Genomic DNA, 15,511 nt, shown 5'->3' on the forward strand with positions numbered 1-15,511 from the left:
GGTTACAGCCTGACCTCGTTTTGTATACAATCTCCAATAGCGCTTATTCGATGACGAAGCAGAGGAACCGCAAAATACGTGGATAACTGGCTAGGACTTGCCGATCGGCGGGTGCTTATCGCCGGTGCCGGGGGCATAGGCGACGCGTGCGCCGCTGCGTTCAACGCGGCGGGTTCCCGCGTGGTCGTTGCGGACATTGATGCATCACGCCTCGAAGGCTACGAGAACGGCCTGGCAGCCGACTTCTCGACGGCTGGCGGCTGCGAAGACGCCGTCCGGGCAACGGTTGAAACACTCGGCGGCATCGATATCCTGCTCCACGCTGTCGGCGTCAACCATCGCGTCCCCGTCCTCGAGACCAGGGATGAAGACTGGCAGCGCACCATCGACATCAACCTTTCAAGCGCCTTCCGCCTCGGCAGAGCCGCCGGAAAGCACATGGTGGACGCGGGCTGGGGCCGGCAGGTGTACTGCTCCTCCGTCTCGGGGCTCCTCGCCCACCCCGACCACGGGCCCTACGCTGCGAGCAAGGGCGGCATCAACCAGATGATGCGCGTCATGGCACGGGAATGGGCATCCAGCGGCGTGACCGTCAACGCGATCGCCCCCGGTTACACCGAAACAGACCTCACACGGACGCACCTGGACAAGCCGGGCGTCCGCGAGCACTACACGTCGCTGGTCCCCGCCGGGCGGCTCGGCAACGTCGACGACCTCACCGGCCCCGTCCTCTTCCTCTCCTCCGAGCAGGCGTCCTTCGTGACCGGGCATGTCCTCTACGTGGACGGAGGTCGAACCCTTGTCTGACCTCTTCCCCCTTCTGGCTCCCGGTGACCTCTCCCAGGAACAGCGGGACCTCTACGACCGGATCACCGCCGGCCCACGCGCCAACGGCCCGTTCACAATCCTGTACGACGACGGCTCCCTCGCCGGCCCGTTCAATGCCCTCCTCTTCGCGCCCGCCATCGGCAACGCGGTGCAGGAACTCGGCGCTGCGCTGCGGTTCAAGGGCGAACTCCCCGACCGCACCCGCGAACTCGTGATCTGCGCCGTCGCGGCAGCCCTGAAGTCCGAGTACGAGTGGTACGCGCACAGCCGCGCGGCCGCCGTCGTCGGCGTTTCCGAAGAGGAGCTGGCGCAGCTGTTGGCGGGCAGCATACCGACGGGCGCATCTGGCAGCGAAACCGCTGCCCTCAAACTCACCCGGGAGCTGGTCGCTGAAGCCGGTGTGGGAGAAGACATCCGTGCGGAGGCGCAAAAGCACTTAGGCGCCGGCGGGATGACAGAACTGACAGTTCTCGTGGGGTACTACCGCACCCTCGCGGGACTGCTGGCCGTGGCTGACGTCCCAGCCCCGGCCGAAACGGCTCCACACAAGGGGCATCAGCAGTGAGAACAAACACCATCAAAATCAACACCGTGAAGATCAATACCGCACCAGAAACCGATCACATATCAAGGGAGAGACCCATGACCAGCACCAAGAACAAGGTACGCGGACCGCGCATCGTTGCCGCCGCAGTCCTTGCACCGGCACTGTTCCTGAGCGCCTGCGGCAGCCCCGAACCCGGCGGCGGCGGAGGCGGTACGGGCGGGGCAGAGGCCGGCGACGGTGGCGCACTGTCCATCGCGACCGGCGGCACCGGCGGCGTTTACTACCCGCTGGGCGGCGGTTTCGCGACCGTCATCCGCGACAACATCGAGGGTTACGACGCCACCGTCCAGGAAACCAATGCATCAGTGGACAACATCCTGCTGCTTGAAAGCGGAGCCGCGCAGCTGGCCCTCGCGGTGGGTGACGTGGTGTCGGACGCTGTTGAGGGAGTGAATGACTTCGAGGGCAACGCACAGGAGATCTGCTCGCTCGGCAACGTCTACAACAACTACCTGCAGCCGGTCACGGTTGGGGACACCGGTATCCAGACCGTCGAGGACATGAGGGGCAAGGTTGTCTCAGTGGGCGCACCCGGCTCGGCAACAGAAGTTGCCGCGCTCCGCACCCTGGAGGCTGCCGGTCTCGACCCCGAGACGGACATTGACCGCCGCCAGCTCGGCGTTGCCGAGACGGTGGCAGCGCTGCGTGACGGCACCATCGACGCCGGCTTCTGGTCAGGCGGCCTGCCAACCGGTGCGCTGATCGACCTCGCGGCCGACGGCGACATGGTGATCGTGCCGATCGGTGAGTACGCCGCACCGATGGCCGACGAGTTCGGTGAGTTCTACGTCGAGGAGGAAATCCCAGCCAATACCTACGAGGGACAGACCGAACCGGTTCCGGTGATCGTCTCGCCGAATATCCTCGTTGCCCCGTCCAGCATGGATGAGCAGCTCCAGGAGGACATCACCACGGCGCTCTTCGAGAACAAGGAACAGCTCATCCAGGTGCACCCCGCCGCGGAAGAGATGGACCCCGCCACCGCCGGTGACGTTCCGTTCGTAGAAACCTGCCCGGGCGCACAGAACTACTTCGACCAGGCCGGCTAACCAACCATGCGCAGGCTCGCCGTCGTCGTCGCCGTGCTGTTGTGCCTTGGCACACTGGCCGGCGTGACCGCCGGGAACGCTGACCCAGAGCAGCGTTCCCTGGTGATCTCGAACGACGACGGCGAGCTTGCCACGGTGCCCCTGACCGGGGACACCTTCGCGGTGAGCTACCGCAACTCGATCTACCAGACCCTCGCTGAAGAGCGTTACGAGGTGCTTGCCGACGGCTCCTACCGTCTCGTGGAGATAGCGGCCGACCAGCTGGCCGTCCTCGAGGAGTACTACGGCGTTCCTGATGCCCCCCTGCCTGCCGGTTCACAAGACCGGCGCAACTACGTTGTACCACCGAACCCGTCCCGGCCGGTGGTCTTCCAGAGCCTTTCAATCGCTGCCACCGACCTCGGGCAGCGTACTCTCCACGTCCCCGGACAACCGCCGCTTGAGCTGTGGTCGCTCGTCGGGAACGACAATCCGTTCGTTGTGCTAGACATCAAGGAGACCCAATGACCGAGCGACCAGACGGCAAAGGTGCCGCGCCCGCCCGAGCGGGGAAGCGACGGAAATCATTAGTCGAGGACCCGGACCACGAGACCAAGGCCGGCCAAGGTTCTCACCGGATGACCGCAGCTGACCGGAAGACTGCCGCAGCCGAGAAGCGGAGCACCGAGGAGGAGTTCAAGGGCTCACCGGATGCGGACGACGCTGACCTGGAAACCATCGACCAGGAAGCGCTGATTGCCGAGTTCGAGGCGGAGAAGCCCGCCCGGCACCTCAGCGGCAAGCCCGCAATGATCATCAAGGTGGTCGGCGTCGCGCTGTCCGCCTTCGGCCTGTACTGGGTGTTCAACCCGATGGCCACACAGTTCTACCTGCCGGCCTTCCTGATGATCGGCCTGTCCATGACGTTCCTCGTCTACCGCGGCTGGGGCCGTACGGACAAGGACAAAGCAGCGGGCAAGTCCGACAATCCGCACATCCTGGACTGGGCGCTGGCCATCATCGCCGCCGTCCCGTTCCTCTACATAATCAGTGACTGGGACTCGTTCTTCCGGCGCGCAGTGGTCCCCACCTACCTCGACCTCATCATGGGTACGATCGCGCTCCTGGTGGTCCTTGAAGCTGCCCGGCGGACCGTCGGCATCCTGGTTCCGATAGTGGTGGTCGGCTTCTTCGCGTACGCCTACTTCGGTCCCTACTTCCCGGCGCCGTTCAATACGTCTTCATTCGGGTGGATCCGTCTGGTGGGCCACAACGTGATGGGCACCCAGGGTATTTTCGGGGTGCCGACAGATGTGGCAGCGACGTACATCATCCTGTTCACTATCTACGGCGCGGTGCTCACGGCATCCGGCGCCACGAGGTTCTTCATTGACCTGTCCTTCTCGGCATTCGGCCAGTCCAAGTCGGGTCCCGGCCGTACCGTGACGCTCGCGGGCTTCCTGCTCGGTACGGTCTCCGGTTCCGGTGTTGCAACCACGGTGACCCTCGGTGGTATCTCCTGGCCGCTGCTGAAGAAGGCCGGCTACCCGAAGGAAAACGGTGGTGGTGTCCTCGCGGCCGCCGGTATCGGCGCCATCATGTCGCCTCCGACCCTCGGCGCCGCTGCGTTCATCATCGCTGCGCTGCTGAACGTCTCCTACCTGCAGGTGCTGATCTGGGCCACCATCCCGACCCTGCTCTACTACCTGGGCATCATCCTCGCAATCGAGATGGACGCACGGCGGTTCAAGACCAAGCCCGTGCAGATGCAGACCAAGCCGGCAGGCAAGCTGCTTTTGCGCTTTGGGTACCACTTCAGCTCGCTGGTCGCGATCGTGGTGTTCATGGCCATGGGCATGACGCCGTTCCGTGCCGTTGTGTATGCCACAATTCTCGCCTTCCTGCTCAGCTTCCTGGACCGCGAATCGTGGATGACGCCGAAGCGTATCTGGGATGCGCTGGCGATCGGCGCCACCGGCGCACTCTCCGTCATTCCCGTGATGGCGGCCGCCGGCATCATCGTCGGTGTGATGACGCTGACCGGGCTCGGCCTGAAGCTCGCGAACATCATCGTGGACTTCGCCGGCGGGTCACTGTTCCTCACGGCTCTGTTCTCGGCTATCTCGGTGATCCTGCTGGGCCTTGCGGTTCCGGTGACGGCGAGCTTCATCATTTCCTGGGTCATCATCGGCCCGGCGCTGCAGGACGTCGGTGTCCCCGCGTTCGCCGCAGCGATGTTCATCTTCTACTACTCCGTGCTCAGCGAGGTTTCGCCTCCGACGGCGCTGTCCCCGTTCGCGGCCTCCGCCATCACCGGCGGCAAGCCGATACCAACCATGTGGCTGACCTGGCGGTACACCCTCTCGGCCTTCCTGGTGCCGTTCATCTTCGTGCTCTCGGGCCCGGGCGTCGGCCTGCTGATGCAGGGCGGTGTTGCGACGGTGCTCCTGGCGCTGGTCGTCTCGGCGATCACGGTGGCTTCCCTGGCCGTGGCGTTCGGCGGTTGGATCGCAGGGCCTGCGAACTGGCTTGAGCGGGCGCTGATCGGTCTCGGCTCGCTGCCGTTGCTGGTGATGGAGCCGCTCTACATGATGGTTGGCGGAAGTATGGTGGCCCTCGGTCTGGTGCTGCACTTCATCCGCCGGAAGCGGCACTCCCACGATGAACCCGCACCGGCAGCCGCCAGTGCCTCCGAAACAACCGCGTGAGCCTACCGTCCTCGGGACGGCCTGTAACCACCCTGTTGCAGGCCGTCTCCGTCACCACTACCGGGGTGCTGCCCGCGTTCCTTCTGGGCGCGCTGGCAGTACAGATCCGCGACGACCTCCACATGGGGCCGGCGCAGATGGGCATCGCGACAGCAACCCTGTTTGCGGTGTCCGGAACTCTGGCCCGACCGCTGGGCGGAGTGGTGCAGCGGGTGGGAGCCGGGCGTGGCATGGTCTTCTCGGCCTGCCTCGCGACCGTGGCGTTGGCAGGCGCCGGAGCAGCGCCGTCGTTCCCCGTTCTGGTGGCGGCGCTGTTCATCGGCGGCCTTGCCAACGCCATGGCGCAGCCCTCAGCCAATCTCGGCATTTCCCGCAGCATCGGCAGTAACCGGCTGGGCCTGGCGTTCGGAGTGAAGCAGTCGTCCATCCCTGCGGCGTCGTTACTGGGCGGGCTGGCGGTTCCCGGCGTCGCGCTGGTGCTCGGCTGGCGGTATGCCTTTTTCTTCGGCGCCGCGCTGGCGCTGTCGCTCGCCCTCTGGACGCTGGTCCGCGGACAGGCACCCATGACAACGATGACGACGGCAGCCCACCCGGAAGACCGGGGCACCCCGCGCGCCGGGCTGGTGGTCCTCACCGTCGGTGCCGGTCTCGCTGCCGCGGCTGCCACCTCGCTCGGTGTGTTCCTCGTGGACTCCATGGTGCAGTCGGGCATTGCGCCCAGCACCGCCGGGTACCTCTTCGCGGGTGCGGCGGTCATAGGCCTCGGCATCCGCATCCTGCTCGGCGCGCTCATGGATCGAATGCCAACCCGCAGCCCCTACGTACTGATCGCCAACCTGCTGGTGGCCGGCGTCGTCGGCTACTGGATGCTCAGTGTCGGGTCGACCGCGCTGATGGTGACCGGCACACTCCTTGCCTACAGCGCAGGCTGGACCTGGCCGGGGCTGCTGCACTTCGCCGTCGTGCGGGATAACCGGCTGGCGGCCGCCTCGGCGACCGGGGTGGTGCAGACCGGGCTCTCGCTCGGCGCGGCCGGCGGGCCGCTGCTGTTCGGGCTGCTGGTGAGCGCCACCTCGTACTCCACCGCCTGGCAGGTGGCCGGCGTCGTCGCGCTGGCTGCTGCCGTTACCTTCCGCATCGGGCGCCGGATGATCCGCAAGTCGCGGGGAGTTCCGGTGTTCACACTGTCCTCGCTGCGACGCAATCAGACCCCTGTTAAGGAGACTCAATGACAGCCACACGTTATGCGGTGATCGGCGGCGGCATCCTGGGCACCGCCGTCGCCCGGCGGTTGCTCCAGCAGCAGCCGGACGCGAAGGTCACCGTCCTCGAAAAGGAAACGACACTCGCCGCACACCAGACGGGCCGGAACTCCGGCGTGGTGCATGCCGGGCTGTATTACACGCCCGGATCGCTGAAGGCGACGCTGTGCCGCCGGGGCGTCGAACTGCTGAAGGAGTACTGCGGCGAGCGCAGCCTCCCCTATGACGAGTGCGGCAAGGTACTTGTTGCCCGGAACGCGGTCGAGGAATCGCGCCTGGAAGACATCATGACCCGCGCCCGGGCCAACGGAGTCCCGGGTGTGCGGATCATCAACCGCGACGAACTTCGCGAGATTGAACCGCACGTTGAAGGCGTCGGCGGACTGCACTCCCCGCACACGGCCATCGTGGACTATGGCGCAGTGACGCGGGCGTTCGCCGAGGACATCGAGGCCGCCGGCGGGACGGTGCACACAGGCTTTGAGGTGACCGGGCTGACCACCCGCGGCGGTGAAACGTTGGTGACCGGGCGCCACAACGACGAGGACACGTGGGAAGTGTTCGACTCCGTGATCATCTGCGCCGGGCTGCACGCAGACCGCGTGGCGAAACTCGCGGGCGACGACGAAGAGCCGAAGATTGTGCCCTTCCGCGGGGAGTACTACCTCCTCAAGCCGGAGAAGCGGTCCCTCGTCCGTGGACTGGTGTATCCGGTGCCGGACCCGCGGTACCCCTTCCTTGGCGTGCACCTGACCCCGCGTACCGACGGCGAGGTGATGGTCGGCCCGAACGCGGTGCTGGCGCTCGCCCGCGAGGCGTACGGCTGGGGCACGGTCTCGCCGCGGGACCTGGGCGACGCCGTCGGGTACCCGGGTTTCCGGGCCTTCGCGAAGCAGCACTGGCGTACCGGCGCCGTCGAAATGGTGGGTTCGCTGAGCAAGCGCCGCTTCGTCGCAGAGGCCCGCAAGTACGTGCCGGAGCTGACCATTGACGACGTCGTTCCCGGGCCCAGCGGCATCCGCGCCCAGGCGCTGGACCGCGACGGCTCGCTGGTGGACGACTTCCGGATCACCCGTCACGGGTCGGTGTTGGCGGTGCGGAATGCGCCGTCGCCGGCCGCGACGTCGTCGCTCGCCATTGCCGAGCACATTGTGTCCCTTGTACTAGATCAAAATCCTGACAGTGAGGAAGCCGCATGACGCATCTGAAGAAGGGGCTCTGGGGTGTGCTTGCCACGCCGTTCACCGGGCCGTCGTTCGCCGTCGACACCGAGTCGCTGAAACGCGAAGTCGAGCTGTACACGCACATCCCGGCCACCGGCATGGTGGTGCTCGGGGTGTTCGGTGAGGGCGCGTCGCTCGATACCGGTGAGCAGATCCTGACCGTGTCCACGGTCGCAGAGGCTGCCGAGGAGACGCCGCTGGTCGTCGGGCTGTCGTCGCGGACCACGAACGTGGCGATCGAACAGGCCAACACCGCCGTGAGCGCCGCGGGCTCCAACCTCGCCGCGCTCATGGTGCAGGTGAACACGCCGAATCCGGACCTGCTGACCGCCCACTTCACCGCCATCCACGAGGCCACCGGTGCCGACATCGTGCTGCAGGACTACCCGGTTGCCTCCGGGGTGAAGATCAGCACCGCGCAGATCCTCGCCGTCGTCGAGCGCTGCCCGTTCATCTCGGCAGTGAAGTCGGAGGCGCCGCCCACCGCCGCGGCGATCGCCCAGCTCACCGCGAAGACCGATGTCCCGGTGTTCGGCGGGCTCGGCGGCGTCGGCCTGATCGACGAGCTTGCGGCCGGCGCCGCCGGCGCCATGACCGGCTTCTCCCACCCGGAAGCGCTGCAGCTGGCCATCGAAGCGAACCGCGACGGCGGCTTCCGCGCCGCCCGGGAGGTCTTTGCGCCGTGGCTGCCGCTGGCGAACTTCGAGGGCCAGCCCGGAATTGGCCTGGCGCTGCGCAAGGAAATCCTCAGACGCCGCGGCATCATCGCCGAAGCGCTGGTCCGCCCGCCGGCGCCCACGCTGCCGCCGGAACTGGCCGACATGATCGACGCACACCTCGACGCTGTTCGAGACAACACCGCAAAGGAGCTCGCCTGATGGATACGGGACTCAAGGGTAAGAACGTACTGGTGCCGGGGTCGAGCTCCGGGATCGGGCTGGCCATTGCCAGGGCGTTGGCCGAGGAAGGCGCCAATGTGGTGCTCGCCGCCCGCCGCGAGGACCTGGTGGGGGCTGAGGCCGAGAAGCTGCCCTCCGCCGTCGGAGTCGGCATTGACCTGAACCTGGACGGGGCACAGGAGCGGCTGGTCGAGGCGGCCGAGGCGGCGTTCGGACCGGTCGACGTACTGGTGCTCAACAGCGGCGGCCCGCCCCCCGGTGGTGCTGCCGACGTCTCGGATGAGCAGGCACTGGCCGCCGTGAATCAACTGCTGCTGCAGCACATCAAGCTGGTTTCGTTGGTGTTGCCGGGGATGCGGGAACGGGGCTGGGGGCGGATTATCGCCGTCGGATCCAGCGGGGTGCAGAGTCCGCTGCCGAACCTGGCGCTGTCCAACATCGGGCGCGCCGGGCTTGCCGGGTACCTGAAGACGCTCGCCAACGAGGTCGCTGCCGATGGGATCACGGTGAACATGGTGCTGCCCGGGCGTATTGACACCGACCGCGTGGCGTCCCTCGACGCGGGCGCCGCCAAGCGCACCGGGAAGACGCCCGAGGAAGCCCGCGCCTCCTCCGAGGCAAGCATCCCGGCGGGCCGGTACGGCAAGCCGGAGGAATTCGGCGCCGTCGTCGCGTTCCTCGCCAGCCAGCCCGCAGCCTACGTCACCGGCGAGCAAATCCGTTGCGACGGTGGCCTGGTCCGTTCTTATTGACCCTCCGTTCGTACTAGCTTTCCCCTCCCCCACGTACACACTCTGGAAAGAGAACCATGAACCACACCCTGCACCTCTGCTCCACCCTTGAAGGCTCGGAGGAGTTCGCCGCCGTTGTGCACCCGCAACGCGGGGTCGCGCTGGTCCGCGACCTCATCCCCGGCTTCACCGGCGACGTCCGGGAAATCCTGGTCGAGGAGCTCCTCGACCAGCTGGAGCAGGCTGCTGACAAGGCCGACGACGGCGTCTTTCGGGACCCTTCGGAGGTCACCTACGGCGCCCCCTACCGGCACCCGCGGATGCTGTGGGGCATCGGCCTGAACTATGTGGAGCATGCATCGGACCTGTCCGAGGGGGTGCCGGAGGAGCCGGCGTCGTTCATCAAGGGCGACCACACGATCATCGGACCTGGGGAGGACATTCCCATCCCGTCGCAGAGCGAGCGGACCACCGCGGAGGCGGAGGTCGCCGTCGTCATCGGGCGGTACTGCCGCAACGTGGAGGTGGACGAGGCGCTGGACTATGTGGCCGGCGTCGTGCCCGTGCTGGACCAGACGGCCGAGGACATCCTGCAGCGGAACCCGCGGTTCCTCACGCGGTCCAAGAACTTCCCCGGGTTCTTCTCCTTCGGGCCGCGGATTGTGCCGCTGGCCGAGGCGGTGGGTGACGGGATCCTCGCGGACATGGAGGTGTCCACGGTGGTCAACGGCGAGGTGCTGCGGACCAACACCGTGGCGCACATGCGGTACAGCCCCGAATACCTGATCAGTTTCCACTCCAAGGTGATGCCGCTCTACCCGGGCGACATCATCTCCACCGGCACGCCCGGAGCCATCCACATCAAGCCCGGTGACACGGCCGAGTGCCGCGTCGCCCGGGTTGGCACACTGAGCAATCCCGTGACCGCGGGACCCTGAGGCCACACAGCACCACCAACCAAGGAGGATGACGCGCAATGGGCACGTCAGTATCGCGAACCGGTCCCCTCGAGGGCGTCCGGGTGGCGGACTTCTCCCGCGTTCTCGCGGGACCCTATGCGTCGATGATGCTCGCCGACTTCGGGGCGGACGTCATCAAGGTGGAGAGCCCTGCCGGGGACGACACCCGGTCCTGGACGCCGCCCGTCGACGAGCACGGCGTCGGCACGTACTTCTCGAGCGTGAATCGAAACAAACGCTCGGTGGTGTGTGACCTGCGGACCGAGGAGGGGCTGGCCCGTGCCCGGGACATTGCGCTGCACGCTGACGTGGTCATCGAGAACTTCCGGCCGGGCGTGATGAAGAAGTTCGGGCTGGACTACGAAACCCTGCACGCCGAAAAGCCCGACCTCATCTACTGCTCCATCACCGGATTCGGTGCGACGGCGGGGGCCCACCTTCCGGGGTATGACCTCCTGGTGCAGGCGGTCGGCGGGCTGATGAGCGTCACCGGGTCGTTGGACTCGGAGCCGAGCAAGGTGGGCGTGGCCCTGGTGGACGTGCTGACCGGGCAGAACGCCGTCGTCGGGGTTTTGGCTGCGCTGCGGCATAAGGATGCCACCGGGCAGGGGCAGCGGATCGACGTGAACCTGCTGTCGTCGCTGCTGGCGGGGCTGGTCAACCAGGCGTCGAGCACGCTGGCCACCGGTGAGGCGCCGCAGCGGATGGGGAACGCGCATCCGTCGATCGCGCCGTACGAGACGCTTGCCACCGCGGACGGGCCGCTGGCTGTCGCCGTCGGGACGGACCGGCAGTTCGCGTCGCTCGTACGGATCCTCGGGGTTCCTGAGCTGGCGGACGATGAGCGGTTCCAGACCAACACCCAGCGCGTGGCTCACCGCGACGAGCTGAAGGCTCTGCTCGAGGAGCAGCTCGCCAAGCGTCCCGCGGCCGAGTGGTCCGCCGTCCTGTCGAAGGAGGGCGTGCCGGCTGGCAAGGTCAACTCGATTGTGGAGGCGCTGCAGCTGGCCGAGGAGCTGGGACTTGATCCCGCCGTCGAAATGTCCGACGACGCCGGCCCGCGCACCAGCCACCAGGTCGCCAATCCGATCCACCTCTCCGAGACCCCTGCCAGCTACCGGCGCCTGCCGCCGCTGCTCGGCGAACACAACGATGCGACCTTCGCGTCGCTCTCGACCACCACCAGCGGAAAGTAGTAGAACCATGACTGTTGACCTTCTGTCCATCGACTCGCTCCTGTCGCAGGAGGAGATTTCGCTGCGTGCGTCTGTCCGCGAATTCGTGGATACCGAGATCAAGCCGAACATCGCCGGGTGGTATGACAACGCAGTGTTCCCGCTGGAGATCGTGCCGAAGATGGCCGAGCTGGGCCTGCTCGGCATGCACATCAAGGGGTACGGCTGCCCTGGCCGCAGCTCGGTGGAGTACGGCCTCGCCGCGCTGGAGCTCGAGGCCGGTGACTCCGGCCTGCGCACGTTCGTGAGCGTGCAGGGGTCGCTGGCGATGAGCGCCATCGCGAAGCACGGCTCCGAGGAGCAGAAGAACGAGTGGTTGCCGCGCATGACCAAGGGCGAGGCGATTGGTTGCTTCGGCCTGACGGAGCCTTCCTCCGGATCCGACCCGGGATCGATGACGACGAATGCTCGGAAGGACGGTTCCGACTGGGTTTTGAACGGCGCCAAGCGGTGGATCGGGTTGGCAACGGTTGCGCAGGTCGCGATCATCTGGGCAATGACCGACGACGGCGTCCGCGGCTTCGTGGTGCCCACCGATACGCAGGGGTTCACGGCGACCGCGATCCGGCAGAAGCTGTCGATGCGGGCGTCGATCCAGTGCGACATCGAGCTGACCGACGTGCGGCTGCCCGAGTCGGCGATGCTGCCGAAGGCTCGCGGATTGCGTGGTCCGTTCGAGTGCCTGAACGAGGCGCGGTACGGGATCATCTGGGGTGCGATGGGCGCGGCACGGGACAGCTATGAGGCGGCGCTGGCGTATTCGAAGGAGCGTATGCAGTTCGGCAAGCCGCTCTCCGGGTACCAACTGACGCAGCAGAAGCTGGTGAACATGGCGCTGGAGATCAATAAGGGCATGCTACTGGCGCTGCAGGTGGGCCGGCTGAAGGATGCCGGGACGCTGGAGCCGTACCAGATATCGGTGGGCAAGCTGAATAACTGCCGGGAGGCGATTGAGATCTGCCGCGAGGCCCGGGCAATGCTCGGAGGCAATGGGATCACGCTGGATTACTCCCCGCTGCGTCATGCGAACAACCTGGAGAGTGTGCGCACCTATGAGGGTACCGACGAGGTGCACACCCTGATCCTAGGCAACCACATCACGGGAACGCCTGCGTTCCGGTGAGCGACTCCTCCTCCCCCTCGCCCGAACCGACCGGCCTCCGCCGCGGCCTCACCAGCTACGGCGACGCCGAGTTCTCGCTGTTCCTACGGAAGGCGTTCATCAAGGGCGCCGGGTATTCGGATGATGCGCTGGACCGGACCGTCGTCGGCATCGTAAACACCGGCAGCGGCTATAACCCATGTCACGGCAACATGCCGGCGCTTGTCGAGGCCGTGAAGCGTGGCGTGATGCTGGCCGGTGGGTTGCCGGTGGAATTTCCTACCATCTCGGTGCACGAGAGCTTCTCCTCCCCCACCAGCATGTTCCTGAGGAACCTGATGTCGATGGACACGGAGGAGATGATCCGCGCGCAGCCGATGGACGCCGTCGTGCTCATCGGCGGGTGCGACAAGACGGTGCCGGCGCAGCTGATGGGTGCGGCGTCGGCCGGTGTGCCGGCGATCTCGCTGGTCACCGGGTCGATGCTGACCGGTGGCTACCGCGGCGAGCGGGTCGGTGCGTGCACGGATTGCCGCGCGTACTGGGGCAAGTTCCGGGGTGGGGAAATTTCAAGGCCTGAGGTCGACGACGTGAATTCACGTTTGGTGGGCAGCGTCGGCACCTGCTCGGTGATGGGGACGGCGAGCACCATGGCGTGCATCGCCGAGGCGATGGGGATTGCGCTGCCTGGGTCCGCTTCGGCTCCGGCGGTGACGGCTGACCGGGTGCGGATTGCAGAGGCTACCGGGACGCAGGCTGTTGCGTTGGCTACTGCTGGTGTTGCTCCGTCATCGATTTTGATGCCCGAGGCGTTCCAGAACGGGCTGCGGATGCTGCTGGCGATCGGCGGTTCGACGAACGCGATTATCCACCTGACCGCTGTGGCCGGGCGGCTGGGGATCAAGCTGTCGCTGGATGAGCTGGACCGGATGAGTGCGGAGACGCCGGTGCTGGTGGACCTGAAGCCGTCGGGCAAGTACTACATGGAGGACTTCCACCGTGCCGGTGGCGTACCTGCCGTGTTGCGTGAGCTGGGGTCGCTGATCAACCGCGATGTGCTGACCGTGACCGGGCGAACGCTGGGTGAAGAGATCGACGACGCCGGTCCGGGCTTCCCACAGGACATCATCCGGCCGCTATCCGATCCGATTTATCCGCAGGGCAGCCTGGCGGTGCTGCGTGGGAACCTGGCTCCGGGTGGGGCGATCATCAAGCAGGCGGCGGTGTCGCCTGCGCTGCTCGAGCATTCCGGACCGGCGGTCGTGTTTGAGAACGCCGCCGACTTGGCTGCTCGAATTGATAATCCTGCGCTGGACGTCACGCCGGACTCCGTCTTGGTGTTGAAGAACATCGGACCGGTGGGAAACCCCGGTATGCCGGAGGCTGGCTATCTGCCAATCCCGAAGAAGCTCGCATCCCAGGGTGTGAAGGACATGGTGCGCATCTCGGACGGCCGCATGTCCGGGACAGCGGCGGGCGCGGTGGTGCTGCACATGACCCCCGAGTCAGCTGTCGGTGGGCCCCTGCGGCTGGTGCGGACCGGCGACACCGTCACGCTAAGTGTTAGCCGGCGACTGGTGCAGCTTGAGGTGTCGGAGGAGGAGCTGGAGCGACGTGAATCGGAACTCGGGCCTACGTCGCCGGCAGTCCCCGACCGGGGTTATCGACGGCTCTACGTCAAAGAGGTGACCCAAGCGGACGAAGGTTGTGACTTCCGCTTCCTTAGAGCGTGATCGCGCGACCCCCACGAAGGGGACTGCTTAGCCGTGGGTCCCGGAACCACTCCTTGCCGCTGCCACTGCTCGGGCGACTTTACGCGATCGCACATTGCCGAAAACACCCAGAGCCACACACGCAATGAACAGAACCGGTCCCACGACCGGAATAGCGCCTAGAAGCGCTCCCACAAGAACTGCGATGATGATCATCGCGATTCCTGCCATCCGGTGGACGCCCGGGCTGTATCGCAGGTCCTTTTCACTCAACTTGATCGTGCGATAGTCCCTTTTCTTCGGAAACTGAGTCGGCGTCGCTGTAATTTCAGGCGCGAAAAGGCCGTGTCCCTGTGCACCGGCTTGGGCGAACGGGCGCGGCGCTTGCTCTGTCAGCTGAGGGCGAGGAGCCGCGTCCCGATCGATCTCAGTGAACGCTGCGGGCACATGGTAGAACGGAGCCTTGGGTACGAGCGGATGGAAGGTCGGCATCGTACTCAGCCATTGGTCATTCAGTTTGACGTCCAGCGGAGGTCGATTCTTTCCGGTCCGGAGCCGAATTCGCTGGCGGTAAGCCAACAGCTACTTAGGCAGTGGTCGGCACGAGCACACGACACTGAAGCATGACGTCGCCGACGGACGGGGCCTCGACGGCGAGACCCGTAATTTTGGGCACTATTTCGCCGTCCAACGCCATACCTCCGCGGTCAGGAGGGCGATCACGCGTCACCTTCACAAACGCTGCGCAACGTGCAGAGCGGATTCAATCTCGCTTCGATGAGGCCGTCACTGCCTTCGGTGAAGAAGTCCAACTAACCGAGTCAATTCAGGCTGTCGATCCGCAGCTCGTATTGGTTTTCGAAGCGCTAGACGAACAGATCGATCTCTCGGGAGTTGCTCAGAAATTGGGACTCGAGATCTTGGTTGAGTCTGAAGGCGCGGTCGAGCCAACTGATGAATACCAACTGATTAGCGATCAACCACGGAACCCACTCATTGGGTCCTGCATACACGCGTTATGCCTAAATCAAACGGCGTTCAACAACCTCCTGTCACTGTGGAAGAGTTGGAAGAAATACCAGACGGTACCGTTGTCAGCGATGGTCGAAAAGTGAGCCGTTTTGTGGGTTGAAAAGTGAGCCACTTTGACCCTGGTTATTCTGCCGTATTTTCCGGTCTTGTCGAGGGTAGGGACTCTGCCTGGGTGTGTTTGAGGC

The 15,511-nt window shown here is 65.7% G+C and carries 15 protein-coding genes; 13 read left to right on the plus strand and 2 right to left on the minus strand.

Annotated features, from left to right (window positions below; genetic code table 11):
- Positions 1-78 precede the first annotated feature (78 nt).
- The 13 genes from AC4D1W_RS10255 (at position 79) to AC4D1W_RS10315 (ending at position 14,315) form a co-directional block, all read left to right on the plus strand.
- Positions 79-807 (plus strand): SDR family NAD(P)-dependent oxidoreductase, encoded by a 729-nt coding sequence (locus AC4D1W_RS10255; protein WP_490898671.1) that lies wholly within the window; start codon positions 79-81, stop codon positions 805-807.
- A complete protein-coding gene (locus AC4D1W_RS10260) occupies positions 800-1,393 on the plus strand; it encodes a carboxymuconolactone decarboxylase family protein (RefSeq protein ID WP_490890248.1) in 594 nt (197 codons plus the stop codon). Before AC4D1W_RS10255 ends, AC4D1W_RS10260 begins: the two co-directional genes overlap by 8 nt.
- A 77-nt stretch (positions 1,394-1,470) precedes the next feature.
- Complete coding sequence (locus AC4D1W_RS10265; protein WP_490898672.1) at positions 1,471-2,484, plus strand: TAXI family TRAP transporter solute-binding subunit; 1,014 nt, start codon at positions 1,471-1,473, stop codon at positions 2,482-2,484.
- 6 nt (positions 2,485-2,490) lie between these two features.
- Positions 2,491-2,991, plus strand: a complete 501-nt coding sequence (locus tag AC4D1W_RS10270) for a hypothetical protein (protein ID WP_490898673.1) — start codon at positions 2,491-2,493, stop codon at positions 2,989-2,991.
- Complete coding sequence (locus AC4D1W_RS10275) at positions 2,988-5,171, plus strand: TRAP transporter permease (protein WP_490898674.1); 2,184 nt, start codon at positions 2,988-2,990, stop codon at positions 5,169-5,171. The genes AC4D1W_RS10270 and AC4D1W_RS10275 overlap by 4 nt, the downstream gene beginning before the upstream one ends.
- A complete protein-coding gene (locus AC4D1W_RS10280; protein WP_490898675.1) occupies positions 5,168-6,403 on the plus strand; it encodes an MFS transporter in 1,236 nt (411 codons plus the stop codon). The genes AC4D1W_RS10275 and AC4D1W_RS10280 overlap by 4 nt, the downstream gene beginning before the upstream one ends.
- A complete protein-coding gene (gene lhgO / locus AC4D1W_RS10285; RefSeq protein ID WP_490898676.1) occupies positions 6,400-7,632 on the plus strand; it encodes an L-2-hydroxyglutarate oxidase in 1,233 nt (410 codons plus the stop codon). The genes AC4D1W_RS10280 and lhgO overlap by 4 nt, the downstream gene beginning before the upstream one ends.
- Positions 7,629-8,534, plus strand: coding sequence for a dihydrodipicolinate synthase family protein (locus AC4D1W_RS10290; RefSeq protein ID WP_490890257.1), 906 nt, complete (start codon positions 7,629-7,631; stop codon positions 8,532-8,534). The genes lhgO and AC4D1W_RS10290 overlap by 4 nt, the downstream gene beginning before the upstream one ends.
- A complete protein-coding gene (locus AC4D1W_RS10295) occupies positions 8,534-9,307 on the plus strand; it encodes an SDR family oxidoreductase (protein ID WP_490890259.1) in 774 nt (257 codons plus the stop codon). The genes AC4D1W_RS10290 and AC4D1W_RS10295 overlap by 1 nt, the downstream gene beginning before the upstream one ends.
- Positions 9,308-9,363: 56 nt before the next feature.
- Positions 9,364-10,224, plus strand: a complete 861-nt coding sequence (locus tag AC4D1W_RS10300) for a fumarylacetoacetate hydrolase family protein (RefSeq protein ID WP_490890260.1) — start codon at positions 9,364-9,366, stop codon at positions 10,222-10,224.
- A 38-nt stretch (positions 10,225-10,262) separates the two neighbouring features.
- Entirely contained in the window at positions 10,263-11,441 is a 1,179-nt protein-coding gene (locus AC4D1W_RS10305) for a CaiB/BaiF CoA transferase family protein (RefSeq protein ID WP_490890262.1), read from the plus strand.
- A 7-nt stretch (positions 11,442-11,448) separates the two neighbouring features.
- On the plus strand, positions 11,449-12,603 hold the full coding sequence (locus AC4D1W_RS10310) for an acyl-CoA dehydrogenase family protein (protein ID WP_490890264.1): 1,155 nt from the start codon (positions 11,449-11,451) through the stop codon (positions 12,601-12,603).
- Positions 12,600-14,315 carry an IlvD/Edd family dehydratase gene (locus tag AC4D1W_RS10315; protein WP_490898677.1) on the plus strand — a complete coding sequence of 572 codons (1,716 nt, stop codon included), beginning with the start codon at positions 12,600-12,602 and terminating at the stop codon, positions 14,313-14,315. Before AC4D1W_RS10310 ends, AC4D1W_RS10315 begins: the two co-directional genes overlap by 4 nt.
- Before the next feature lie 565 nt (positions 14,316-14,880).
- Here the strand turns inward: AC4D1W_RS10315 and AC4D1W_RS10320 are convergent.
- Positions 14,881-15,024, minus strand: coding sequence for a hypothetical protein (locus tag AC4D1W_RS10320; protein ID WP_490898678.1), 144 nt, complete (start codon positions 15,022-15,024; stop codon positions 14,881-14,883).
- Between the two features lie 297 nt (positions 15,025-15,321).
- Positions 15,322-15,511 (minus strand): hypothetical protein (locus AC4D1W_RS10325; protein WP_490898679.1); only part of this gene is annotated, 190 nt, incomplete at its 5' end.

Source organism: Arthrobacter sp. TJ-170 (assembly GCF_058269305.1).

What these genes read in the sequence shown, in the direction of transcription:
- AC4D1W_RS10265 (WP_490898672.1), top strand. Translation starts at nt 1,471, where the DNA reads ATGACCAGCACCAAGAACAAGGTACGCGGACCGCGCATCGTTGCCGCC.
- AC4D1W_RS10270 (WP_490898673.1), top strand. Translation starts at nt 2,491, where the DNA reads ATGCGCAGGCTCGCCGTCGTCGTCGCCGTGCTGTTGTGCCTTGGCACA.
- AC4D1W_RS10275 (WP_490898674.1), top strand. Translation starts at nt 2,988, where the DNA reads ATGACCGAGCGACCAGACGGCAAAGGTGCCGCGCCCGCCCGAGCGGGG.
- lhgO (WP_490898676.1), top strand. Translation starts at nt 6,400, where the DNA reads ATGACAGCCACACGTTATGCGGTGATCGGCGGCGGCATCCTGGGCACC.
- AC4D1W_RS10290 (WP_490890257.1), top strand. Translation starts at nt 7,629, where the DNA reads ATGACGCATCTGAAGAAGGGGCTCTGGGGTGTGCTTGCCACGCCGTTC.
- AC4D1W_RS10295 (WP_490890259.1), top strand. Translation starts at nt 8,534, where the DNA reads ATGGATACGGGACTCAAGGGTAAGAACGTACTGGTGCCGGGGTCGAGC.
- AC4D1W_RS10300 (WP_490890260.1), top strand. Translation starts at nt 9,364, where the DNA reads ATGAACCACACCCTGCACCTCTGCTCCACCCTTGAAGGCTCGGAGGAG.
- AC4D1W_RS10305 (WP_490890262.1), top strand. Translation starts at nt 10,263, where the DNA reads ATGGGCACGTCAGTATCGCGAACCGGTCCCCTCGAGGGCGTCCGGGTG.
- AC4D1W_RS10310 (WP_490890264.1), top strand. Translation starts at nt 11,449, where the DNA reads ATGACTGTTGACCTTCTGTCCATCGACTCGCTCCTGTCGCAGGAGGAG.